Annotated in this window: 22 protein-coding genes; 8 read left to right on the forward strand and 14 right to left on the reverse strand. The window is 36.2% G+C overall.

The genetic code is table 11. The annotated features are described in order from the left end of the window. Window positions 1–129: 129 nt before the first annotated feature. Window positions 130–870 carry an SDR family NAD(P)-dependent oxidoreductase gene (locus tag ACM6HU_RS06235; protein ID WP_414848078.1) on the reverse strand — a complete coding sequence of 247 codons (741 nt, stop codon included), beginning with the start codon at window positions 868–870 and terminating at the stop codon, window positions 130–132. 120 nt (window positions 871–990) lie between these two features. Between ACM6HU_RS06235 and ACM6HU_RS06240 the strand changes: the two genes are divergently transcribed. Continuing rightward, window positions 991–1824 (forward strand): LysR family transcriptional regulator, encoded by an 834-nt coding sequence (locus ACM6HU_RS06240; RefSeq protein WP_016113696.1) that lies wholly within the window; start codon window positions 991–993, stop codon window positions 1822–1824. A gap of 59 nt (window positions 1825–1883) precedes the next feature. On the opposite strand, the gene ACM6HU_RS06245 is transcribed toward ACM6HU_RS06240, so the two are convergent. Next, window positions 1884–2756, reverse strand: coding sequence for a LysR family transcriptional regulator (locus ACM6HU_RS06245; protein ID WP_016113695.1), 873 nt, complete (start codon window positions 2754–2756; stop codon window positions 1884–1886). Window positions 2757–2868: 112 nt separating this feature from the next. Between ACM6HU_RS06245 and ACM6HU_RS06250 the strand changes: the two genes are divergently transcribed. The 4 genes from ACM6HU_RS06250 to ACM6HU_RS06265 all read left to right on the forward strand — a co-directional run bounded on the left by ACM6HU_RS06250 (window position 2869) and on the right by ACM6HU_RS06265 (window position 4604). Further along, a complete protein-coding gene (locus tag ACM6HU_RS06250; protein ID WP_016113694.1) occupies window positions 2869–3285 on the forward strand; it encodes a tautomerase family protein in 417 nt (138 codons plus the stop codon). Continuing rightward, window positions 3282–3590 (forward strand): carboxymuconolactone decarboxylase family protein, encoded by a 309-nt coding sequence (locus ACM6HU_RS06255; protein WP_016113693.1) that lies wholly within the window; start codon window positions 3282–3284, stop codon window positions 3588–3590. The genes ACM6HU_RS06250 and ACM6HU_RS06255 overlap by 4 nt, the downstream gene beginning before the upstream one ends. A gap of 70 nt (window positions 3591–3660) precedes the next feature. Next, the gene (locus ACM6HU_RS06260; RefSeq protein WP_016113692.1) at window positions 3661–4146 is read left to right on the forward strand and encodes an NUDIX domain-containing protein; all 486 of its coding nucleotides are present in this window, start codon (window positions 3661–3663) and stop codon (window positions 4144–4146) included. 14 nt (window positions 4147–4160) lie between these two features. Beyond that, the gene (locus ACM6HU_RS06265) at window positions 4161–4604 is read left to right on the forward strand and encodes an NUDIX domain-containing protein (RefSeq protein WP_016113691.1); all 444 of its coding nucleotides are present in this window, start codon (window positions 4161–4163) and stop codon (window positions 4602–4604) included. Window positions 4605–4894: 290 nt separating this feature from the next. On the opposite strand, the gene hemY is transcribed toward ACM6HU_RS06265, so the two are convergent. The 4 genes from hemY to ACM6HU_RS06285 all read right to left on the reverse strand — a co-directional run bounded on the left by hemY (window position 4895) and on the right by ACM6HU_RS06285 (window position 10631). Further along, window positions 4895–6316 (reverse strand): protoporphyrinogen oxidase, encoded by a 1422-nt coding sequence (gene hemY / locus ACM6HU_RS06270; RefSeq protein WP_016131221.1) that lies wholly within the window; start codon window positions 6314–6316, stop codon window positions 4895–4897. A gap of 24 nt (window positions 6317–6340) precedes the next feature. Then, window positions 6341–7276 (reverse strand): ferrochelatase, encoded by a 936-nt coding sequence (gene hemH, locus ACM6HU_RS06275; protein ID WP_016113689.1) that lies wholly within the window; start codon window positions 7274–7276, stop codon window positions 6341–6343. A 14-nt stretch (window positions 7277–7290) separates the two neighbouring features. Next, the gene (hemE, locus tag ACM6HU_RS06280; RefSeq protein ID WP_016113688.1) at window positions 7291–8337 is read right to left on the reverse strand and encodes a uroporphyrinogen decarboxylase; all 1047 of its coding nucleotides are present in this window, start codon (window positions 8335–8337) and stop codon (window positions 7291–7293) included. Between the two features lie 176 nt (window positions 8338–8513). Next, complete coding sequence (locus ACM6HU_RS06285) at window positions 8514–10631, reverse strand: transglycosylase domain-containing protein (RefSeq protein WP_016113687.1); 2118 nt, start codon at window positions 10629–10631, stop codon at window positions 8514–8516. Between the two features lie 128 nt (window positions 10632–10759). On the opposite strand from ACM6HU_RS06285, the gene ACM6HU_RS06290 reads away from it, so the two are divergent. Next, the gene (locus tag ACM6HU_RS06290; protein WP_016113686.1) at window positions 10760–11233 is read left to right on the forward strand and encodes an antibiotic biosynthesis monooxygenase family protein; all 474 of its coding nucleotides are present in this window, start codon (window positions 10760–10762) and stop codon (window positions 11231–11233) included. A 73-nt stretch (window positions 11234–11306) separates the two neighbouring features. On the opposite strand, the gene ACM6HU_RS06295 is transcribed toward ACM6HU_RS06290, so the two are convergent. The 6 genes from ACM6HU_RS06295 to ACM6HU_RS06320 all read right to left on the reverse strand — a co-directional run bounded on the left by ACM6HU_RS06295 (window position 11307) and on the right by ACM6HU_RS06320 (window position 18859). After that, on the reverse strand, window positions 11307–12431 hold the full coding sequence (locus tag ACM6HU_RS06295; protein ID WP_016131219.1) for a DUF3995 domain-containing protein: 1125 nt from the start codon (window positions 12429–12431) through the stop codon (window positions 11307–11309). Between the two features lie 183 nt (window positions 12432–12614). Continuing rightward, complete coding sequence (locus ACM6HU_RS06300; protein WP_229161479.1) at window positions 12615–13877, reverse strand: sensor histidine kinase; 1263 nt, start codon at window positions 13875–13877, stop codon at window positions 12615–12617. Window positions 13878–13945: 68 nt separating this feature from the next. Beyond that, complete coding sequence (locus ACM6HU_RS06305) at window positions 13946–14620, reverse strand: response regulator transcription factor (protein ID WP_016113682.1); 675 nt, start codon at window positions 14618–14620, stop codon at window positions 13946–13948. A 384-nt stretch (window positions 14621–15004) separates the two neighbouring features. Continuing rightward, window positions 15005–16423, reverse strand: coding sequence for a PH domain-containing protein (locus tag ACM6HU_RS06310; protein WP_016113681.1), 1419 nt, complete (start codon window positions 16421–16423; stop codon window positions 15005–15007). Continuing rightward, entirely contained in the window at window positions 16416–16892 is a 477-nt protein-coding gene (locus ACM6HU_RS06315) for a PH domain-containing protein (RefSeq protein ID WP_016113680.1), read from the reverse strand. Before ACM6HU_RS06315 ends, ACM6HU_RS06310 begins: the two co-directional genes overlap by 8 nt. 740 nt (window positions 16893–17632) lie before the next feature. After that, a complete protein-coding gene (locus ACM6HU_RS06320; RefSeq protein ID WP_016113679.1) occupies window positions 17633–18859 on the reverse strand; it encodes a phospholipase D-like domain-containing protein in 1227 nt (408 codons plus the stop codon). A gap of 262 nt (window positions 18860–19121) precedes the next feature. Between ACM6HU_RS06320 and ACM6HU_RS06325 the strand changes: the two genes are divergently transcribed. Next, entirely contained in the window at window positions 19122–19619 is a 498-nt protein-coding gene (locus ACM6HU_RS06325; protein WP_016113678.1) for a CcdC protein domain-containing protein, read from the forward strand. A 247-nt stretch (window positions 19620–19866) separates the two neighbouring features. Here the strand turns inward: ACM6HU_RS06325 and ACM6HU_RS06330 are convergent, their stop codons facing one another. Both ACM6HU_RS06330 and ACM6HU_RS06335 read right to left on the reverse strand, forming a co-directional pair. Next, window positions 19867–20253, reverse strand: coding sequence for a VOC family protein (locus tag ACM6HU_RS06330; RefSeq protein WP_033671011.1), 387 nt, complete (start codon window positions 20251–20253; stop codon window positions 19867–19869). Between the two features lie 555 nt (window positions 20254–20808). Further along, window positions 20809–22257, reverse strand: coding sequence for a transglutaminase domain-containing protein (locus ACM6HU_RS06335; protein WP_414848079.1), 1449 nt, complete (start codon window positions 22255–22257; stop codon window positions 20809–20811). A 480-nt stretch (window positions 22258–22737) separates the two neighbouring features. Here ACM6HU_RS06335 and ACM6HU_RS06340 point away from each other — a divergent pair, with 480 nt between their 5' ends. Beyond that, a complete protein-coding gene (locus ACM6HU_RS06340; RefSeq protein ID WP_077295604.1) occupies window positions 22738–22980 on the forward strand; it encodes a hypothetical protein in 243 nt (80 codons plus the stop codon). Window positions 22981–22991: the final 11 nt, after the last annotated feature.

Genomic DNA, 22991 nt, shown 5'->3' on the forward strand with positions numbered 1-22991 from the left:
TGGTGCTACCCCATATATAACAGCCTATATATCATGCAAAAAAGAGGATACTATGTCCTCTTCTAATTATATAAAATGAATACAACTTTCTATTAAGTTGATAATCTTACTGCACAAGGCTTCACAATATTAAAGTGTCTGTCCATTATCAATTGTAAATATCTGTCCTGTAATAGATTCCTGAGTCAATTGAAAAAGAATCGCCTCCGCAATATCATCTGGTGTTGAAATTCTTTGAAGTGGTAAGTTCCCCGCAAGTTGGTACATCTTATCCTCATTACCTAACCACCATCTCGTATGAACTGCACCAGGAGAAATACTATTTACTCTGATGTCAGGTGCCAATGCAATAGCGAGCGACTTTGTCATTGTATGAATTGCTGATTTTGTTGCTGCATACGGTATAGATGATCCTAATCCAGTTATCCCTGCAACACTCCCCATATTCACAATGGCGCCCAATTTTTTCTCCTTCATATAAGGAACAACAGCTTTTATACAATGAAACATTCCTTTCACGTTTACGCTAAAAAGCGAATTCCAAACTTCATCAGTTACAGACTCTAAGTCATCCATTTGTATTTGGGCTGTTATACTCGCATTGTTCACCAAACAATCTACTGTTCCAAAAAAGTTAACAGTTTGAGATACCATCGCCTCTACTTCTTCTTTTTGTGCTACATTAGCTTTAACAGCGATTGCCGTACCTCCTTGCTGCTGAATTTCATCAACTGTTTCTAACGCTTCTGTTTCTGAACAACTATAATTAATCACAACTTTTGCTCCTACACTAACTAACTTCAAAGCAGTAGCCCTTCCGATACCCGTACAGCCACCTGTTATAATAACTACTTTATCTTTTATGTCCATTTTAAAATCTCCCCACTGTATCTGATTCCATTTCATTTTATCTTCGTTCATTTGAGGAGTATAATACTGAATAATGAAGCCGATATCATTTTAAATGATACCTAGTGGAGGGATCTATTCTTGGAAAGCCATGACTTATGGATTTTTAAACATGTTGCAGAACTACAATCAATATCTAGAGCTGCTGAGAAATTAGGATATGTACAACCGAATATAAGCCAGCGCATTAAAAATTTAGAAGATGAATTAGGCGTTAAAATATTTAAGCGTAATAACAGGGGTGTCACATTAACTGAACAAGGAAAAGTTTTATTAGATTATACAAATCAAATTATGTTTTTAATGAATGAAGCGAAATCAAAAATAAATCCCAAAAAGTGGAGAGAATCTTTAACACTTGGAGCATCTCAAACCATTTCTGCGGTGAAAGTTCCTCAGCTATTCTCCTTTTTTTTGGCATGCTATAAAAATATGGATGTGAAAATAAAAACTACTAATAACGCAAAGTTACAAGAAATGCTTTTGTATGGAGAACTTGATGGAATTTTTTTAAATGGTGCATATAATGAATCACAACTGGATACTGTGTACAGTTATTTTGAAAATATGATTCTCATTTCACCAAAAGATACTCTGCTCGAAAATCAAACTTTACTTGTGAACAGTGATTCAAATTGTATCTATAGAAAGACATTATTAGATTATTGTCATATGAATAGTTTTGATCAAAAAACGATACTGGAATTTGATTCACTTGAGTCTATTATGCAAGCTGCTCATGCTGGACTTGGAATTACGATCATACCTGCTAATGTTGCGTATAGCCGGACAAGGGCAGAAACAATTCATTATGAAGAAATACCTGAAACGGTCAAAATTGATTTTGTAATTAAACGTAGAAAACAACAACCGCAAGGCTTAAAGAAATTTATTCGCTTTTTAAGAGAGTTATAAGTGTAAAACAAAGCCCCTTTCAATTTCGAAAGGGGCTTTTCGAATTCTGCACTCTTTATTTATAACAATGATTCAATTAATTTTAGCAGTTGCTTTTTTGTCTGACTTAAATAATTTCTTTTTTTAGAAGAAATACATAATCCTATCGGCATTTGAGGATCAAATCCTTTAACCTTAAACAATATATTTCCTTCTTTTAAATTAGTCCCCTTAGGAATAATACCTATCATCTCTCCAAAAATCGTTTGTGGAATGAGATGTAGTGCACTACAATTATAGACCTTTTTAAAGGATACGTTATTTTCCGATAAAAAAGCATTCACAGATTGATAATAATAGCAACTATTCTCTCCTATTAAAATAGGATAATCAATGATATCTGATATTTCCACTGACTCTTTTTGTAATAACGGATGATGAGGATTATTAACAATAAATTGTATTTGTTCCTTACAAAGTGGGGTGAAGTTCACATTAGAAATATTTTTATTGTTTCCGCAAACTGCAAAATCAATTTTATTTTGGTCTACCATTTGTGATAAAAGTGCTGTATTCCCTACAACAAAATCACAATGTATATATGGTTTCTCCGCATTTAAATATTTTAATAGTGGAGGAATCAATTTTTCTGCAATCGAGTCTAATAGACCAATTCTTACCGTTCCCTTCTCCTCATTGCTTATACGCTGCGCCTGAGATATTGAATACTCCCAATGCATTAGCAAATGATCCACTTCTTCTGCAAATAATGCTCCTTCATCCGTTAACCTGGCATCCCACCCTCGCTCGAACAAAAGAAAACCAAGTTCCTTCTCTAGCTTTTTTATATGTGTTGTTACAGTTGACTGAGCATAGTTTAACTTTTTGGCTGCAAGTGAGAAAGTCCCTTCCTGAGTAATCATTTTGAACGTTTTCAACTCTTTTATTTCCATTTTTACACCTGATCTCTATCGGCATTATTGATAATTATATGATAATTTTTCAATTATCAAAATTAAAATTGTAGGAGTAAAATAAATCCATACGAAAGGGAGTGAAGAAGAAATGCCGTTTGTTACTGTTTATTATCCAGAAAATCAATTGAATAAAGAAAAGTTTAAAAAAGTAAGTAATGGTATTCACCTTGCATTAATGGAACATTTTCAGATTCCAAAAGATGATTACTTTCACATGTTTTTACCCTATCCATCTCATCAATTTTTTTACAATCCATATTATCTCTTAGAGGAGGAGAAAAAAAGAACAGATACAATGATACATGTTTCTATTACATGTGGACCAGGAAGAACAATACAGCAAAAAAGAAATTTGTATCAATCAATCTCAGAAGCTTTTTATAACCATTTAAACATCTCTACAACTAATATTTTTATTACACTAAACGAGACATCTGCTGAAAACTGGTCATTTGGTCAAGGAATAGCTCAAATGGTTACAATGAAGGAGGCAAAAGAATCATGAATGACCGTATCGAACTCAATGTTTCACAGAAAATGAGAGATACTGCTCCCGATTTTGTTGATTATAGTGAAAACGTATTATTCGAAAAAGTATGGAGAGACCCTACTTTAACATCAAAAGAAAGAAGTTTCATTACACTTTCTGCTTTAATTAGTATTGGTAATACAGAACAGCTGCCATTTCATCTACAATTAGCCGAAAAAAACGGAATGACTCAGCAAGAAATTGTTGCTTTAATCACACATCTAGCCTTTTATGTTGGATGGCCGAAAGCAGCTGCAGCACTAAATGTAATACTCAACTAAAATCGAATACAAAACTCAAAAAATACTGTAAAATAATATGGTATATTTTTCAAAAGGTGGGGGATAACCAATGAATTACCATATTAGAGTAAGAGCTGGAGCAGTTATTATCGAAAATGATTCAATCCTCTTAATTGAATTTCATGACGAAAATGGCCTTCATTATAATTTACCAGCAGGTGGAGTTGGACCAAATGAAACAGTTATAGACGCTGTACAAAGGGAAGCAAAAGAAGAAGCATCAATTGATGTAGAAGTCGGTTCATTGGCATTTGCTTATGAATATGCGCCACATCTAAACGATAATAAATATGGCCCGACTCATTCTTTACATCTCATGTTTGAATGTAAAATAAAGAATGGTTCTACCCCAAAAATGCCTGCTAATCCCGATCCAAATCAAATGGATGTAAAATGGGTACCGCTATCTGATTTACATAATATTATTCTATATCCAAATATAAGAGATCATATTATTCATTATGCAAAACATAAAAGAAATATAGATATGATTGAAGAGCATGCCCTAGAAGAGTATCCTACAGCTATTAACTGAAGGGAATGACATACATGAAAATTAGAAATTCAGTTAAAGCCATACTTATACACGAAGATACATTATTAGTAACGACTTATGAAGATGAAGACGGCACATATCACCTGCTCCCTGGTGGTGGGCAAGAGATTGGTGAAACGCTAGATAAAACTTTGAAAAGAGAATGTCTTGAAGAAACGAGGATTGAAGTAAAAGAAGGTGACCTCTTATTTATAAGAGAATGTTTTATGGATCCTGAAGTACACAGAGTTGAATTTATGTATTCATGTACACCTGTCTCCTTTACAAATGTAAATTCCAAAACCCTACATATGGACAGCAAACAAACAGGTATTTCCTGGTTACCAATAGATGACTTGCTACGTTATCCTCTGTTTCCTATTGGCATCAGGAAGCTTATTCAAGACTTTCATGCTGGTAATCAGTCAAGTCCTGTTTATATTGGTGAGATCGAATAAATGCTTTCATCTAAAGAATTTCTAAAGATTATTTTTATCCTACACCAATGAAAGTAGCTGAAGGGATATTAGACTAGAAAAAGATTTCATGGCTCTTAGATGAAAAGAATTATGGATTAGATGAGATTATCCCTCACATTTTACCTAAAATTCTCGATAGCTCTAAAAATTTTATCAGCGCAAAATCAAATATATCAGCGATTTTTTGAATATATCAGCGTTTCGACAAAGGATATCGCCCCTCCGACAAGCAACGACAAAAAAACAGGAGCTACCAAGCTCCTGTTTCATTATTGCGCAATTAATTCCGTCTCATCTACTTTTTCCAAATAAGACAACACATGCTTTACAGCCGCCTCCCCTTGATCAATACAATCAGGAAGACCGGATCCAGCATAAGAGCTACCAGCTAAATAAACACCTGGCAATTCTTTATCCATAAATGTTGTTAACTTCTTCATTCGCTCTTTATGCCCCACTGTATATTGCGGCATTGCATCTTTCCAGCGGCTTACAACAGTAAAGTCTGGATCTGCCTTAATATCCATTGTTTTTTGCAAATCTTCTAATATAAATTGAACAATTTCTTCATCTGTTTGCTCTACGATTGCTTCATCACCAGGACGCCCAACGTAACAACGAAGAAGAACTTTTCCTTCTGGTGTTGTATGCGGCCACTTCTTATGTGTCCACGTACATGCTGTAATAGAAAAATCACTATTTCGAGATACAACGAAGCCCGTACCATTAATATCACGCTTGATTGCTTCTTTCGGAAAAGCGAGTGCAACATTCGCAACCGATGTTGATGGAATATTGCGGAAGAAGCGGAACTCTTTATACTGTGCAAACATAGATGGCAATACTTTATGAGACGCAGCAACAACGATGGAATCCGCCTCAATTTCTTTTCCATTACTTAATGTAATATGATAACCATCACCCATTTTTGCAACTTTTTCAATGCGAGTACCCTTCACAACAGTTCCATCTTCTAGCTGCTCTTCTATTTTTTCTACAATGGATTGTAAGCCTGTTTTTAATGTTAAAAAGATCCCTTTCGGCTTTACATCTTTTATTTTCTTCGGAGCCAACGTACGCATACCTAGTGAAATACTACGATATTTTTGCTCCACTTGATAAAATTGTGGGAACGTGGCCATTAAACTCATTTGATCAATATCCCCCGCATAAATTCCAGATAACAATGGTTCGATTAAGTTTTCAACCACTTCATTTCCTAGACGACGACGGAAAAATTGACCAAGTGATTGATCGGAAACAGGTTTTGAACGTGGCAATACAAAATCAAAACCTGCTCTTACTTTACCAATCGGAGAGAACAATCCTGAAAATAGAAACGGGGTAACTTGCGTTGGAATTCCCATCATAGATCCGCGCGGCATCTTATGTAATCGATTGTTCACGAGAACAAATGATTGACCAGTTGCATTGTTTACAAGCTCATCTCCAAGTTCGAGTTCTCTTGCTAGTCTAGCTGCACTCTCTTTTCTTTCTAAGAAAGAATCTGGACCACGCTCAATTGTAAATCCACCTTTTCGAACGGTTTGAATTTTCCCTCCAAGTTTACCCGATGCTTCTATTAACAATGTATCAATCGGCAATCCTTTTTCGCGAATTTCTTTTTGTAAGTAATACGCTGTTGTTAAACCTGTAATTCCACCACCGATGATAACAACTTTCTTCTTCAAAACGGCCCCTCCTTTCCCAAGGTATTACGAAACATCCATTTGTTTCTTTAACACTACATCTGCTAAACAAGAAATAAATGAATCTGATGCATTTGGCATTTCTGGACGATAATACTTTGCTCCAATTTCTTCTGTAACGATTTTGCATTCAATATCATTGTCATATAACACTTCTAAATGTTCAGCTACAAATCCAACCGGTGCATATACAAATGAAGTGTAGTTATACTTTTCATGTAGCTCTCTCGTTAAATCTTGTACATCTGGCCCAATCCATGGGTCCGGTGTATTTCCCGCACTTTGCCAGCCGACCGCATAATTCGGAACCTCTGCACCGCGTGCGATATAATCAGCTGTTTCGTTTAACTGTTCTGGATAAGGATCACCTAAAGCGATGATTTTTTCTGGCAAACTATGCGCAGATACAATTAAAACCGCCTTTTCACGTTCTTCTTCTGTCATACTGCTATATACTTTTTTCACTTCATCTACCCAGTACTGGATAAACTTCGGCTCTTTATACCAGCTATCGATACCATGAATTGTTAAGTTTCCAAGCTTATTTGCTTCTTCTTGCGCTCGGCCGACATATGATTTTACGCTGAACGTAGAATAGTGCGGAGCAAGAACAAGGGCAATTGCCTCTTCAATCCCATCGTTATGCATAGCTTGTACAGCATCCTCAATGAAAGGTTCAATATGTTTTAAACCAAGATACATGTGGAATTCTACGTTATCCTGCATTTCGTTTAAACGTTTTTCTAACTTTTTCGCTTGTTCTAATGTAATAGTAGCTAAAGGAGAAATACCACCAATTGCACAGTAACGTTCTGTTAGATCCTCTAACATTTCCGGACTTGGCTTTCTGCCTCTACGAATATGTGTATAGTAACGTTCAATATCTTCTTCTTTATACGGTGTTCCGTATGCCATTACAAGCAAACCAATTTTCTTTTTCATACACGTATTCTCCTTTACTTCGCTAACTGTGCTTTCGAATAATCATGAATAAACGTCGTCAAGCGTTTTAATGTATCTGGATTTACTTCTGGGAATACACCGTGACCTAAGTTAAATACATAACCAGGCTGCTTCATTCCTTGATCTAAAATTGTTTTTACATGCTCCTCGATAACGTCCCATGGTGCAAGTAAGAATGAAGGATCCATATTGCCTTGTACTGCTTTATGAATGCCGCGCCCGCGCGCTTCTTCAATTGACAGGCGCCAATCAAGTCCGACTACATCAAGAGATAAGTCATTCCATTCATTTGCTAAATGTCCTGCTCCAACGCCGTGCATAATCATCGGAACGCCCATCGTGCGAACTTCCGTGAAAATACGCTCCATTGCAGGTTTAATAAACAAACGATAATCTGCTACATTCACTGTTCCAACCCAAGAATCAAAGACTTGTACTGCTTTTGCCCCTGCTTTGATCTGTGCCTTCAAATATGTAACTACCATATCTGCAAGCTTATCCATTAAAGCAAACCAAGCTTTCGGTTCTGCATACATAAACGCCTTCGTTTTGTGGTAATTACGAGAAGGTCCGCCTTCGATCATATAACTTGCTAATGTAAATGGCGCCCCTGAAAAGCCAATTAGCGGAACATCTAACATCTCGTTTGTTAATAAACGAATTGTATCTAATATGTATGGAACATCCTCTTCCGGATGAATTTCACCAAGTTTTTCTACGTCCTGTAAAGAACGAATTGGGTTATCAATAACCGGTCCAATCCCAGATTTAATTTCAACATCAACGCCGATTGCTGGAAGTGGTGACATAATATCTTTATAAAGAATCGCTGCGTCTACATTATATTGATCAACTGGAAGCTTTGTAACATATGCACATAACTCCGGATTGTGTGTAATTTCAAATAAAGAATACTTCTCTTTTATCTTTCTATACTCAGGTTGTGAACGCCCTGCTTGTCGCATATACCATGCTGGTATATATTCTGTTTGTTCCCCCATACATGCTTTTAAAAATGTCTCATTTATATTTCTTACCAAGACCCTTGCTCCCTTCCTTACCTATACGAACCCTATCCTATTATTTATCTTTTTTTACTATACAGCTTGTAAAAACAAAATGCATAGCATTATGTACGTTGTTCATGAAATTGACACAAACGTTCGTAAAACCGCTTACTATTTTCACAACATTCTTATTATATCACAAGCAAAAATTACGGTTTAGCTACTTTTGTCTTTTCTCCTTCTCGATTTGTTTGTGGATTGTACGGAACTACATAAAAGCTTGGTTTAGAGAATATGTTAATAAACTTTTCCTCATACTCACCAATCCCTTTTACCGTTCCAACGTGAATATGCTTCCCTTGTTCTACTTTATAGATTCTATATACAACCCGTTTATCGGGAAGTGGAGTCCAGTGTAATTTTGCAGTAAACAAGCTAAATGGACTAAAAGATAACTGTGCTTCCACGTTCTCAATTTTACTTAGGCGGATTGGTTTTCCAATTGTTTCGACATCTTTTGGCCGCTTGAAATTTGAATTATCTTGTACATTTGCCTTCGTTAAAATCTTTTTAAATAATTCTGTTGCAGATAGCTTTCCATCATAAAGTTGGTGTTCTTTATCCGTACGATCATACCCAATCCATACCGCGCCTACTAAACTTGGAGTATATCCAACAAACCAAATATCCCTAGCGCCTTCACTTTGATTAGGAAGTGACGTTGTACCCGTTTTCCCAGCTAATGCACCGTTATATACTCCTGCTCTCGCTGTCCCCTCCTTTACAACCCCTTCTAACATTTTTGTCATATACCATGCTGTTTGTTTTGAAAAAACTTTCGTTTCGTTTTTAGGTGATTCTCCAATCACCTTTCCGTGTCGATCGAGTACCTGTTCAATAACATGCGGCTCAATAATTTTTCCATTCGCTAAGAACGCACGGTACATCTTTACAAGTTCAAATGGAGAGACCCCTTCTTTAAGTCCGCCAAGTGCCGTACTTAAACCAGATTCTGCAATATGAATATTTCCCTTCTCTAAATATTGCTTCCCTTGCTCTACACCCATTTCATGTAATAAAGATACAGCCGGTACATTCCCCGATTCTAAGAGTGCATCATACATCGTTACTTCTTTTGAATACCTATGATTATAATTTCGTGGTTCATACCCTTCAAAAGATGTTTGCTCATTTGTTAATAAAGAATACGGATTATATTTTTTCGTTTCCAGCGCTGGTGCATACACAATGAGCGGCTTTAAAACAGACCCTGGCTGTCTTTTCGCAAACACTCTATTAAATCCTCTTGGGACATACTCTCTTCCACCAATTGCGGCTTTAATTCCTCCAGTTGCATTATCCATTAATAAAAAAGCACCTTGTGCCCCGTTTTCTTTACCTGGAAAATTTCGTGCATCTTGAAATTGATCATAAGCTACTTTTTGAATTTTTTCATCCATAGATACAATAAATGTATATCCTCCGCGAAGCACTTCTTGATGTGACAAACCATATAAGCGTGCTGCTTCATCTACAACCATATCCACATACGGTATATAAGCAAGTTCTCGCTCATCTAAACTTTTATAAAGAGCAATTGTCTTTCCTTGGTAACGAACACTCTCCTCAGCTGATAAGTATCCTTGTTTATGCATAAGAGATAAAACTAAATCACGGCGCTCTTTGTTCTTTTCTGGATATAAAAAGGGAGAATATCCATTCGGTGCTTTCGGAAGACCTGCAAGCATCGCCCCTTCTTCAACTGTTAATTTTTCTACATCTTTATTAAAATACAATTTCGCCGCTGCTTGAATCCCGTAAGCACCATGACCAAAATAAATATGATTCATATACATTTCAAGAAGCTGTTGCTTCGTATATTTATGTTCCAATTGAAGAGCGATTGCCACTTCTTTTAATTTACGTGTAAATGTTTTTTCATGAGTTAAAAAAACATTTTTAACTAACTGCTGCGTAATTGTACTACCGCCTTCCACTTTCTCTCCTGCTAAAATGTCTTTATACAACGCGCGAAAAACAGAAGGATAATCGATTCCATAATGTTCATAAAATCTAGCATCTTCTACAGCTATAAACGCCTCTGCTACATGTTTAGGAATTCGCTCAATTGGTACAAGTTCTCTATTTTCTACATATAACTTCGTAATTTCTTTTCCTCGCTGATCAACGATACGTGATGAAGAGTGGAAAACAAGCCGTTTTTCATCCATTATATAACCACCAGCTAACACAATCAGTTTATAGAATACAATCGCAACTACAAACACTGCTACGCCGCCCATTAGGCTCCACTTTATTTTCTTCATACATCGTCCTTCTTTCCAAATGATGGTATGTTTATTATTTGAAAAACGACTATCTTTATGTATATAATCTTCGAAGTTTTTTGTAAGAGTTGCTATAATGAAATTAAACTCATAAAGGGGGCATTACAATGAAAGCAATTATTTCATACGCAACACCTCTAGAACAACCACATTTCACTGCAAAGAATGATGAGAAAGATATGTTTTATAAAGAAAATACCGAAGAAACTGTAGAAGGATCACTTCAATATGACGTGCTAGATGCTGTCGGGGAATTTAAAGGACAACCTGGCTATATTGTGTGTAACAACATTTCTGTTACGGATGAAGGCCGTCCTGTTTTTGAAAATCGTTTTAAAAACCGTGCAGGCCTTATTGAAAACGAACCTGGTTTCCAAGCAATCCGCGTTCTTCGCCCATTAAGTAACGATACATATGTCATTATGACAATGTGGGAAAATGAACAAAACTTTAAAGATTGGACAGAGTCACGTTCTTTCGAAAATGCACATAAAAAACGCCCTGCACAAACAAATGCAGAGCCGCAAAAGAGCATTTTTTCAAGACCTTCTTTTGTGACTACTTTTGATGTGTTAGCTTAAACAAAAAAGCTGTAACTCCGATTGAGGAGAAGCTACAGCTTTTTTCTCTGTCTTCCACGAACTCATCGCCCTTTTATCTTGAAATACTTTCCACTTCATTTCTACCACAGTAACTACATTGACCTCGTCTACGATAATAATAAGCGATAGAAGCAAGACCTAGCGCTATCCCCCAGAGAATCCATAAAAGCATTGGCCCTATTGAACCCCAAATGTGACTCAGCAACATATTATCTGTAGACACGAGGTGAAGTGTAACCGCGATAAAAGCGAAAGTAAAGGTGAAGCCAGCAGCGGTTACAGCAATCGCTACACACGATGCTGGAATCACCGCCAGCAGGATTGGCACCCTTTTACCGTTAACGAATGGGAACCATCGCGGGAAGGTTTCACCCCATTTCTGGATCAAACCCAGCGTAAGAATACTACCGGCGATACATATTGATCCGAAAGCCCATTCAGTAATATGATGCGCTGGGTTAACATTTGAAAATTCCTGCAAAAACTTCGCGTCAATTCCTAGCGGGATTTTCAATGCCCAAGCATAGCGCGTAATTGCGTATGGAATAGGAGCAAGAGCCGCAAGATAGGTAATCCATCGACTCCATCGCATGAGAAGAGATGTTTTCCCGTCCGCTTTCCTTCCGCAATATTCACATGCATGGCGTATTTTTCTTCGATAAGCTACAGCGAAAAACCCCCAAGATATTCCTCCTAGAACACATATAATTTGATTGAGCATCAGCCAGTCAAATTTAAATTTTAATAAAAAAGCATAAGCCATGGCCGCAATCAGACTGGCATCCGGTACAAAGAGGAGTAAAGCAGCCGCCCACCCCCAGGCATAAATGAGGATAAGCCGCTGTTGGAAAGTCTTTTCCACTGGCTTCCTCATTGAAAATCCAACCAATATACCTATCAGACAAAGAACAACAAATATGATACCTCCAACCTGGGACGGAAGATAAGTAACCTTTCCAGCAAACAAATCCATACCATCTTCATTCTTAAAAGGATACCCCTCTCCTCCAAGCAACCAGTAAAGATGCATCGATCCATAAAGAGCTGACCAAGCAATGGCTATATACCCAATCCAAGATGGCCATCGCTTTAGGCTCATTCCTTCTCTTTTCTTTGGTGAAGGCAATGCAGAATTTGTATCCATGTTAGATTTGTCAATGGAAGTCTTTGAATCCACTCAAAAAACACCCTTTCCTATTATTTTCTTGAGACTGATCTACCCCGTTTTTTTGTATACACATGCATCCAAATTTGACACTAACCTGCTCACAGCCCATTTCTTTTTTAACTCTCATAAAAAATCACCTCGATATCCATTGTATTGAGCGAATGGAAAATCGAGGTGACCTCAGGTTTAAATCTAGTTTAATTTTTGCCTTAAATAATGCCATGTACCTTGCGGAGAACTGGATACCTCCCAAAAAACATCCATTTCCCTGGTCATGAGCGAAACGATGGATAGCCCGATGCCCGCTCCTTTTGCTTCTGAGTGGTGCTCCATTCCCCGCCCTTTATCTCTGATGACCATAAATAAGTCGCCGTCACGATCAATTGTTTCTACACAAATATATCCGCCAGACCTGGCATGCCTAATGACATTTTGAAACAGGTTATCGAATATACTGCGCAGCCAGAGAGGATCCACCTGCCAAATCAATGAACAGTCAGCCAAATGGACATTCACTTCAAAACCTTCTTTCTCAAAAACCGGATACCACTCGGCGACAGCATTACGTAACTCTTCAATCACATCTATGTTTGTCTTCTCTAATGGATACTTTCCAGCTGAAAGTAATGTGTAAGTAAGAAGATTTTCAAGTAATTTTCCAACATCATTTAGTTTGTTGACGATAATTTGTACCGATGCGGTTGCTTTTAAGGATGAGGGGTTATTCTGAATAGAGTAGGCATGCTGTCTAATAACGGTTAAAGGCGTCCGTAAATCGTGAGAGATATTCGCAATCAATTGTTTTCGTAGATACTCTTCTTCCTTCTCGCGCTTCCGGCTGTCTTTTAACTGATCGATCATCCTGTTAAAGGCTTTTTCCAATTGTCCAATCTCATCACTGTTATTGACTGTAACCTTATCAGGTATTCCATCATTTACGGTATCTGACATTGCGCTTTGAAGTTGTACAAGTCTTTTGCGAATACCTAAAAAAAATAGCAAAGATACCACTACAATCGAAACACCTACGACAAAAATAATAAGGATTAAAAAGAGATCTCCATTTACTGGCTGAATCGCAAGCGTCGTAATAGATTTTTGGATATGAAATACCATAAATCCTTGTTCACCATCTTTACCAATCGTAGCTGTCACAGTGAATATATCTTGTTGCTTTTTCCTATCGAGATAGTTGATGAGGTTCAAAGGTGTCCATTGATCAGGAATCTCTACGATACGCTGATTGATCACATGGGTTTTCCCCGCCTTGTCGACCCAAAACAGCTCAGCTTTCGGATAATGTCCTTGTATCTTACCGAGCTTTTCATTGATTGTATTCTCATTAGCTTCATTTAGTTGTTCAGCTTCATGTTCCCACATTTTTTCTATTTCCAGTGGCTCATGTATCGTATCTTGTTTAAGCAAAATGTCAGGTAAATAATAGATTGCTGGCAAAATAGGCCACATGAATAAAGAGGCAAGGATCAATAATAAATATTTGGTAACGAGCGATCTTCGAATATTCATAACTTCAACCGATACCCGATGCCGCGAATCGTCTCGATAATCTGAGGATGACTGGGATCAATCTCTATTTTTTCACGCAAATGACGAATGTGGACCATAAGAGTCCGATCCCCTTTTATATAGGAATCTTCCCACACAGCTTCATATATTTGCTTTTGAGTCAAAATCTGATTTGGATGATTGAAGAGAAACATAAAGATATGAAACTGTTTACCAGTTAAGACAATCTCTTTATTCGTTTGTGAACTCAAAATACGGTTGGCTTTCCGATCAATACTTAAATGGTTCAACTGTATATGATCCAGAGAAACCACACCGAATCGCCTTAAGAGAACATGAATGCGGGCCTCAAGTTCATCAGGATGGTACGGCTTCGTCATATAATCATCTGCAAAAGCAAGCCCTTGCAGTTTATCTTCTATTGAAGCTCTCGCTGTGAGCATCATAATTGGTATTTCAGGGAACTTTTGCTTCATTCGCTGTCCAACCGTATAACCATCAAGCCCCGGAAGCATAATGTCCATAATAACAACGTCCGTTTGTTCCATGTATTCAAATGCATGATGGCCAGACTTCAACCAAATCACTTTATATCCCCGTTCAGTAAAAAACTCACTTACCCATAATCCAATTTCTTTATCATCTTCTATATGTAAAATTGTTAATCCCATCACATTTCTCTCCTCTACAATAAATCTTCACACATTTATTGAGGTTCCCTAACCACAACATATGCTTATAAGTGTCTATTTTTAACTAGATAACGTGAAACTTTAATCAGTGAGGGGCTTCTTTACGGGCAGTTAATGCAAGGGAAAAGAGGTGCTGTTTTCTATCATTTATATTCATCTAATTTGGTTGTCTCTAATTATAATCGCCTGCACTGAACTTCTAATTTCCACCTATCTCTTCCCCCTTTTACAATACTTGCGTCAAAAGCACTTCTATCTTAAAAATGACCATAAAATACATGCAATAACATACAAGAAACCCGAATAATAGAATTTTTGAATTATCCACTACCCGGGTTATATATCTAACTTTCTTTTTTATTTTTACTTATACCATTCATGAATACGGGCTACATCCTCTTCACGCACATGCTTTAATTCATAATGACGTCCCGCAGCACTGCAGGCTACTGCTACAATATACGTATACAACCTATCTTTCCGCTGAAAATACGATTGTTTTTTTGTCATTGCTTGTACATGTCTTCTTTTCACGAATCCTGTATACTTTGCAATGCCCCTGTACACAAGCGTTAACTGATCAGATTTTATCGCATATCCACCAGTTTTATACTTTCCATATCCAAGAATTATAAATGATAAAAATAATGGTACTAATACAAATAAAGCACTATATTGCTGAAAATATACACTCGCTCCTATGATTGGTACCAATGTAATCACAAAAGTAATCCAGCTCATAATCAAGTAGCGACGCAGCGCTGCTTTTGGCAAATGGACAAATTCCTCTTCCATTTCATATGGTAATTGTAAATATGTCAGCAATTGCTGCACATCCTTTTTCTTCATGAGCGGATGCAATATGACATTCATATTATCAGTTTCAATACTTTGAATAACTTCCACTTCAATGGAACAATACCCAAACGGTTGACGAAGGATTCCTTCTTTCATTGTCAATGCCTGAATCCGGTGCAGTTTTAACACAATCTCTTTCTTTTCCAGTAGCCCTTGTGAAATACGAATTTCATTTCCACTTCTCTGCACTGTAAAGTTCGCATGTTTTAAAGCATAGCCAATTGTAGAAATGACCCATGAGATTACAATTAAAATAGCGCCCATATATAACCAATCATATACTCCATTGTCTTTCACATACGTTTCTACTTTTTCTATGAACCATTTTGGAAGAACGTTATCAAACTGTGTATAAAGGACAAACAATCCTGAAAATAACAAGCCAAACTGACCAGATGTAATAGCTGCTAGCAAAATTTCTTTTGGCGTTAACTGATAGACTGTTGTATTTGTTTCTGGTAGCAAGCTTTCCTCTTCTTTTAAAGGTTTCTCGTCTTTTACTTTATTTAATAAGGCGATTAATTCTTTCGCTTGCTCTTCCTTAATGCCAGCTAACGTCACCTCCGGATCCTTTCCGCCACCAGCCGTTTCAATTTTGAGCTTCGTTAACCCAAATAACTGATAGATGATATTGGAAGCTGTACTAATTGTTTGCACACGCTCTTTATTTAAATAGCTTTCTTTTTTGACAAATACCCCGTGTTTTATATGTAAAATATTATTTTCAATCCAATGCACTTTAAAGTACCATTTCACAAACGAAAATATGGCCAAAATCAACAAGAAGCCTAAAATGAAAATGGGAAATAAGTACCAAGGCTCTACTTCATCTTTAGGACCAAATAAAACAATGATAATAAGGGGAAATAAACTAGAAATCCTTATATCAAATAATATAGTAATCGGATGTTGCCTCTTATACATCCTTATCACTCACTTTCGCAAGTTCCCCAATTTGTCGTTTCAACTGTTCTGCCTCTCTCTTTGTTAGTCCTGGAATACTATGAGAAGTCGCTGCCGTTGAAATTTGTAATTCTGCTAGTTCATATTTTCTCATAATCGGCCCTTGTTCAATCGTCACATGCTGAACGCGAATCATTGGAACTAACACACGCTTTACAACGAACATTCCTTTTTGAATTTCAATCTCTTCTTCATCTAATCGATAGCTATAATAACACTGACGTAGTTTCGGAAAGATAAAATAGTCTAGTGGCGTATATATAATCGTGGCAACGACCAATATACCGAACAACCAACCCCACCAATTAAACTTGATCATAAAAAAGAGATACGCAAGAACAATACTTACAAGTACTCCCGCACCAATCAAAGCATGGATCTTCCACACTTTGACCATATTAGGATGAATTTCATTTTCTAACGGCTGCATTTTATCACTCCAAATATACAATTCTATTAAATATATATACTTTGCAATATGCCATAATCATACAATACAAAACAAGGTAAAATAAACATTTTTTGTGAAAATAAAGCTTGTTATTTTCTGAATATGTAGAATACAACCAACAATAGATTTTACGTATTTTACTTTTCCAGTCATTGAAAATTCCCCTGGATTTGAGTCAATATATTTATGATAGGACTGAACCTTTTAACAACGTTAACTTTGAAAATTTAAGTTCTGTTTTTGGGATTATACAAGAAATAATTAGCGAAAATAATGAATAACAATTAAATTTATACCTAACATTCAAAACAACAAATGAGATATTTAATACAAGATAACTCATTTGTTGTTTACTAAAAAATGAAAGTAAACTTTTAAAAATAGATAAAAATAATTTGTTATCCATATCATCCGTAAACATAAAGTGAAACTTGAATCAGTGGGGGTTTTCTTCATCCCACACTGATTATTAGCCTTCACCAATCGGGCTTTTACGGGCAGTTTATCTCCCACCTAACTTCTTTGTTTTCACCGAATTTTGAGGTGGGAGTATTACTGCCCGCGAATAGCGGGATAAATAAAGAGATTAGAGCATCCGTGAACAAAAAAAGAGAAGAAAACAACGTTCCCTCTCTATAGCTTTCTTTATTAGTGTCAGTAATTTAATTGATTCTAATAAAATGCAGTTTACTACTCCTTAATATAAAAATCCTTTGTTTTTACAAATAATACTCAAACATTTTTGCAACCTTTTCTTTCATTTTTTCTTTTATAGATAATTGATTGACGTCAGAGGATGTTACTCGCTTTGAATTTTGTAAGTCTACATTAATGACTGGCTTTATTTTAGAAATATAGACAGGGTCATGGATATAACAGTTCATTTCTTCATTTAAATGAAACGAGCGCGAATCAAAATTCACGGTCCCAACCATCAATACGTTTTCATCAATCAAGAATGCTTTACCGTGTAACACTCCCTTTTTATAACCATATACTTCTATTCCCTGTTTTAATGCTTTTCGGATATATGGATACGCTGCTTCTTTAACTAACAGTGCATCCGAATGAGGTGAGAACAGAATTTTCACACGAACTCCCCTCTTTCTTGCATCTACTAATGCGTTCCAAATAGTTCTGTCTTTTGGTATAAAATAAGGTGTTACTATAATGATGGACTCTTTTGCTTGTTGAAACAGCATTGCATAATCTTGTCCAAGTTTTTCTCCGCTGTAATATGCAGTAAATCGATGCGAGGTTGTTCCCTTTTCCTTTGTCGCACTGTGTATCGGAATCGGTTTCTCTGAGTTTTTTTTCCAGTCTAACACAAATTGGTGTTCTAGATCTTGAACTCCTTCTCCTCGTATTTGAAGGTGATAATCTCTCCAGTGACCGAGTTTTGCTTTTTCTCCTAAATACTTCTTGCCAATATTAAATCCGCCAATGTACCCAATCCTTCCATCAATAACTGAAATACGGCGATGATTCCGATGATCCAAAGAAGCAGAAAGATAAGGAAAAGCGGGCTTATTGTAATACGTAAAATGCACTCCTTTTTTAACTAATAATTCTCTTTCCTTTTTCTTTAGTAAAATTCCTCCTAGCCTATCCACTGCATAATATACTTCTACACCTTCCTGACTTTTTTGCCTCAATAAATCTAGAAACTGATGACTTACTTTATCATCGGCAATAGAGAAGAAGCTAATATGCACGTAATGTTTTGCTTTCTTTATATCTGAGAATAATTGATTGTTTAACTGTTTCCCATCTGTATACATAGTAATATCACTTTGACGAATAGGGTATTGGCTAGGCTGCTGGTCAAATCTCCCACTTTTTTCAGCTGCTGTTCTGTCAATTTCATCCCAAACAAACAAAACAAAACATACGCCGATAAATACAAAGAGGAGCACTCGGAAAATTTTCCCTATCTTTTTCAGCATATCTAATCTCCTTTATATATTATCGTTTTTTTCTGTTAGTTTTTGTTATCAGGACAAAATTATTCCATAGCCATCCATGAAGCTAGTCTTTACCATAGAACATGTAAGTAAATTACGTTCTTACATGTTAGATTTTCTTATGAATTTTCTATTCACGTCAAGTTAACATACCCCCACTTATTGGTATTCAATTAAAACAAATACTACTCAACCGTCTATAATTCCCATATAATTGAAATACCCTATGTATAGAGGTGAAATTATGGATTCTTCTTCGTTTTACTCTATTGTGATCATAATTGCTGCGTTGGTCTTATGGCGTAGAATTAGGGCAATGCATCGTCCGATTAAAGGAAACGGAACCCGTCTCCTCTTGCCCATACTATTTTTGTTATTACCCTGCATTCCCATCATCTTAAATCCAAAAGCACATGCCACTGGCTGGGAATGGATTTGTGCAGTTATCTTTGGGTTCCTTTTGTCAATTCCACTTATTTGGACTACTAACTATGAACTCCGATCCGATCTGCATATTTATGCTGTAAGAAACAAGAGCTTTATCATTACCTTTCTCACCATACTTATTATCCGATTTTTACTTCGTGATTATTTAAAATGGCTAGGTCCAGAAACAGAAGCGGCACTATTTATGACTGTAGCGCTGGGATATATCTTACCTTGGAGAATTATCTCTTTCATCAAATTTCGTCAACTATACAAAAGTCGAATCCAAACTAGCGACAACATTGACTTCCGATAACACCACTTATCAGCAGTCAATGTATCTCGAAACCTATAAACCCATAAACCCATAAACCTATAAACCTATAAACCTATAAACCTATAAACCTATAAACCTATAAACCTATAAACCTATAAACCTATAAACCTATAAACCTATAAAGATTCTACTCTTACAAACACAATTAACACAGTTCAAACAAATTGAACTGCGCTACTAAAGTTGTTTAATATTGTTTAACCTAATCCCATTTTGAACAATCGAATTACAGCATTTTATATATTTCAATTAAGTTATCGTCAGGGTCACGAAAATGTGCAACACGCGCTCGCCATTCCTCACGATCATGCGGTTCATTAACAAATTCAATTCCTTTTTCTTTGAAACGGTTATAAGTCTGATCGACATCTTCAACTTCAAATTGAAGCAAGAATTTTGATTGAGACTCAGCTTCTAACGGCTTATTTCCTTCTTCGACCAATTCGGCCATCACGTTTCGAGATACAAGCTCAATTTTCGTTTCTCCATTATTGAAAAGCGCATATTCCATGTCTTCCTCATACCAACTCACTGGAAATTCCAATAGATCTCTGTAAAACACGGCACTTTTCTTAAAATTTTTGACCAAAAGTCTTATTTGCAACAACTTCAAATCAATCATCTCCTGAAAAATATTATCGAAAAGCTAACACCATCGTCATCCATTGAACATTTCGTTACTGATTCGAATATTCCTTCCTGTTTCATGTAACTATCCTGCTGTGTTATCTGTATAACAAATGAAACAACATTATTATCATTCAACACTTTCTATCGTGATACAGAAAGAATATTCTCTATATGGTTAAGTTTTGAGATTAAAGCTTTAGAAAATAAAATAAGGAAGCATTCTTCATCAATTAAAGTTGCTTCCTCCCCTCCAATGTACCATCAAATGCAGTTGCCTAGAAGTACAGTATATATTAGTTATGATTGTACTTCTTAAGTGCAGCCCCAATAGCCGCTACTATCGTGAAAATTGAATCACTATATATTCTATGTTTAGCTAGTTTTATTGATATATAATATCGAATATTTATTTTGGTTTTGCAACGCCCTCTACGTGAATACATGTACTTTTTCATACAGATATTACTCACCTTTATAGGTTCATCATATCCGTATGTCTAAGCAAGTGTATTAAAGTTTTTGTACCAAAAGATACAGTTTAACGTTTGATGACTTTTAAAATGTCCTGGTATTTCCATGATTTTGAGCTACCTGACTGGATTTTATTTGCTAATTCATTAGTGTAATTTGTTGTTGCTGCCGCAAATTTATTACGATCCCACTGATGATCTCTAGCGATTTGTTCATCAGACAAATTATAGTATGAATACATTACTCGTCCTTGCACATCTGGAATTGGATCATCAAAAGTTGTATCAAGATGGTACCATTTCCCTTCAATTTTCACTTGATTCCAAGCATGTGGTTGTCCATTTCCAGTTCCTGTTACAATATGATTTTCTATTCCAGCCTCTTTTAACAATTGGTACGTTAATAATGCATATCCTTGACAAACAGCAGAACGGTTTGCTAAAGCTTCATACGCTGTATAAGCTTGGAAAGAAGTATCATAAGAGACATGTTTTACAACATAATCATGAATTGCTTTTACTTTTTCGTGTTCATCCATACCAGCTTGAACAATGGAATTGATAATTGATTTCGCTTGTGTCTTTACATAGTTCGTTTGTTCTTTGGATTCACGGTATGTAATCTTTAATGTAAACGTGTAATTTCCTGGAATACCACGGATAGAGTATTGTGTATTTGCGATATTATAACTTAAGTATTCGTTAGATTCGACTGCCTTGTCGTATTCTTTAACAAGTGTATCCATAACTTCATTAATATTAGAGTTTTTGGATGTGTATGTCATTGTTATATTTTCTTCTTGATTATTAATATGCTTTTTTATTTCATTTTGAAATGCGTCTAATAGTTGCCCGTCAGGTCGTGAAACGTTATTTGCATTTGCAGCGTTTGGATTCCAAACACCATTACTTTCAAAGTAATACTTTTTCCCATTATCTTGGATCCAGCCTGTTTGCATTACTCCACTTCCACCAAAGTAGTACCATGCTCCGTTAATTGACTGCCAACCTGTTTGCATCGCTCCGCTTCCACCAAAGTAGTACCATGCTCCATTAATTGACTGCCAACCTGTTTGCATTGTTCCACTTCCGTTGAAATAGTACCATGCTCCATTAATTGACTGCCAATTTGTTTGCATTGCTCCACTTCCGTTGAAGTAGTACCATGCTCCATTAATTGACTGCCAATTTGTTTGCATTGCTCCACTTCCGTTGAAGTAGTACCATGCTCCATTAATTGACTGCCAATCTGTTTGCATTGCTCCACTTCCGTTGAAGTAGTACCATGCTCCATTAATTGACTGCCAACCTGTTTGCATTGTTCCACTTCCGTTGAAATAGTACCATGCTCCATTAATTGACTGCCAACCTGTTTGCTTCATGCCGTTTACATTGTAGTAATTCCATAACGATCCAGTTTGTTTCCATCCTGTATCAGCACTTGCATAAGTAGCTACTGTTGACCCCATAACTGTTAGACCAACTGCCATAGCTAACATTTTGATGTTTTGTTTCATAAATTCATATTCCCCTTCTGTTGACCTATTTATCTATCAAGCATTAACAGTGAGGGCGTTGCAAAACTAAAATAAATATTCAATATTATAAGTTTTTCATTTTCATAGACAATATTAGCGACTAAACAACAAGATTTGAAGTGTACAATTATAATATTATAACAAAAATTCCAATCATTTTTCATGCGATATTGCATAAAAACGATTGGAAAGAAGATAGAGATTGCCATTCATTGAATATTTCATTACTGATTCCAATATTCCTTCATGTTTCATGTAACTATCCTGCTGTGTTATTCGCATAACAAATGAAACAACATGATTATCATTCAACACTTTCTATCCTAATACAGAAAGAATAGTATTTTTTCGTTTTTTGGGTAATGATTTGCCTTAACTTGATGAGCCCCTTTTTTACATATAATTCGCTGCTATGAAAAACAATATGAACTTGCACTCGTTTTCTCTCTCTGGTTTCACTTGGCATGGAGAAAAAAAGAGCTGACCGCTTCTATCCATGATCGAATCCTCTCTCCTACCCAAAAAGAATGGTTTTCTATCAGTTTTTCATTTTATATAATTTTGATTTCCAACATACAAATTACGGCTATGAAAACAAAAGCAGATCTCCACTCATTTTCTCCTTTTGTTTTCACTTGGCATGGGGCTAAAAAAGGATCTGACCGCTTCTACGCATGGCCAGATCCTCTATTCCCCCTCTAAAAAGAAAAGGT

It is taken from the genome of Bacillus sp. IT-79MI2, assembly GCF_949768135.1.
GTDB classification, from domain to species: Bacteria; Bacillota; Bacilli; order Bacillales; family Bacillaceae_G; genus Bacillus_A; species Bacillus_A pseudomycoides.

Coding starts and splice junctions, on each gene's coding strand:
- ACM6HU_RS06235 (WP_414848078.1), bottom strand. CDS start 870: ATGGACATAAAAGATAAAGTAGTTATTATAACAGGTGGCTGTACGGGT.
- ACM6HU_RS06245 (WP_016113695.1), bottom strand. CDS start 2,756: ATGGAAATAAAAGAGTTGAAAACGTTCAAAATGATTACTCAGGAAGGG.
- ACM6HU_RS06250 (WP_016113694.1), top strand. CDS start 2,869: ATGCCGTTTGTTACTGTTTATTATCCAGAAAATCAATTGAATAAAGAA.
- ACM6HU_RS06255 (WP_016113693.1), top strand. CDS start 3,282: ATGAATGACCGTATCGAACTCAATGTTTCACAGAAAATGAGAGATACT.
- ACM6HU_RS06260 (WP_016113692.1), top strand. CDS start 3,661: ATGAATTACCATATTAGAGTAAGAGCTGGAGCAGTTATTATCGAAAAT.
- ACM6HU_RS06265 (WP_016113691.1), top strand. CDS start 4,161: ATGAAAATTAGAAATTCAGTTAAAGCCATACTTATACACGAAGATACA.
- hemH (WP_016113689.1), bottom strand. CDS start 7,276: ATGAAAAAGAAAATTGGTTTGCTTGTAATGGCATACGGAACACCGTAT.
- ACM6HU_RS06285 (WP_016113687.1), bottom strand. CDS start 10,631: ATGAAGAAAATAAAGTGGAGCCTAATGGGCGGCGTAGCAGTGTTTGTA.
- ACM6HU_RS06290 (WP_016113686.1), top strand. CDS start 10,760: ATGAAAGCAATTATTTCATACGCAACACCTCTAGAACAACCACATTTC.
- ACM6HU_RS06305 (WP_016113682.1), bottom strand. CDS start 14,620: ATGGGATTAACAATTTTACATATAGAAGATGATAAAGAAATTGGATTA.
- ACM6HU_RS06310 (WP_016113681.1), bottom strand. CDS start 16,423: ATGTATAAGAGGCAACATCCGATTACTATATTATTTGATATAAGGATT.
- ACM6HU_RS06315 (WP_016113680.1), bottom strand. CDS start 16,892: ATGCAGCCGTTAGAAAATGAAATTCATCCTAATATGGTCAAAGTGTGG.
- ACM6HU_RS06320 (WP_016113679.1), bottom strand. CDS start 18,859: ATGCTGAAAAAGATAGGGAAAATTTTCCGAGTGCTCCTCTTTGTATTT.
- ACM6HU_RS06325 (WP_016113678.1), top strand. CDS start 19,122: ATGGATTCTTCTTCGTTTTACTCTATTGTGATCATAATTGCTGCGTTG.
- ACM6HU_RS06335 (WP_414848079.1), bottom strand. CDS start 22,257: ATGAAACAAAACATCAAAATGTTAGCTATGGCAGTTGGTCTAACAGTT.